General features: G+C 64.5%; 1 protein-coding gene. It reads right to left on the reverse strand.

Features of this window, described 5'->3' with window-relative positions:
* The coding region (locus EN852_RS34595) for an FAD-binding oxidoreductase (RefSeq protein WP_135879569.1) at positions 1 to 662 on the reverse strand (662 nt) is incomplete at both ends.

Here is a 662-nt window from a genome sequence, read left to right on the forward strand (position 1 = left end):
CGCCGAGAAGCGTGCGCGGCCGCCGAAGATCAGGCGCCTGTCCGGTGACAGCCGGAAGTAGTTGCCTATGTTCATCGAGGTGACGCAGGTCCGATTGCCCGGCATGGCGGCAGTGATCTCGGCGTCGCTCAACGGCCGCGTGGCGATGATGAAGCTGCCGACGGAAATGAGCCTGCGGCGGAAATAGTCGAAATTCGGCGTGGTGTAGGCGCCCGTCGCCACCAGCACGTTGTCGGCGCTGATCTTGCCGCGGGACGTTGTCAGCTCATGCCTGTTTCCTGATTGCCTGCGGTCCGTCACCCTGGCGTTCTCGTGGATGACCGCGCCGTGGCGGGCGGCGGCCGCGGCAAGGCCGGCCACATAGCGGCCCATATGCATCATGGCGCTCTTCTTCGACAGCATCGCGCCATGGAAGGGCGAGCCGATCTCGGATTTGAGATCGGCGGCCGACAGCAGCGCCGTATCGGGATCGACCTCGGCTTGAATCGCTTCGAAGTTGCGCGCGATCGCCTCGAAATGCTGCAGCTTGGAGGCGAGCTTCAGCTTGCCGGCGCGGCGAAAATTGCAGTCGATGGCTTCCTCGGCGATCAGCGCCTCGATGGTGTCAACAGAGTCGTCCAGCGCCCGGTAAAGCGCTATCGCGCGTTCCTTGCCGAGCTCCG

It is taken from the genome of Mesorhizobium sp. M2E.F.Ca.ET.209.01.1.1 (assembly GCF_004010375.2).
In the GTDB taxonomy this organism is placed as follows: Bacteria; Pseudomonadota; Alphaproteobacteria; order Rhizobiales; family Rhizobiaceae; genus Mesorhizobium.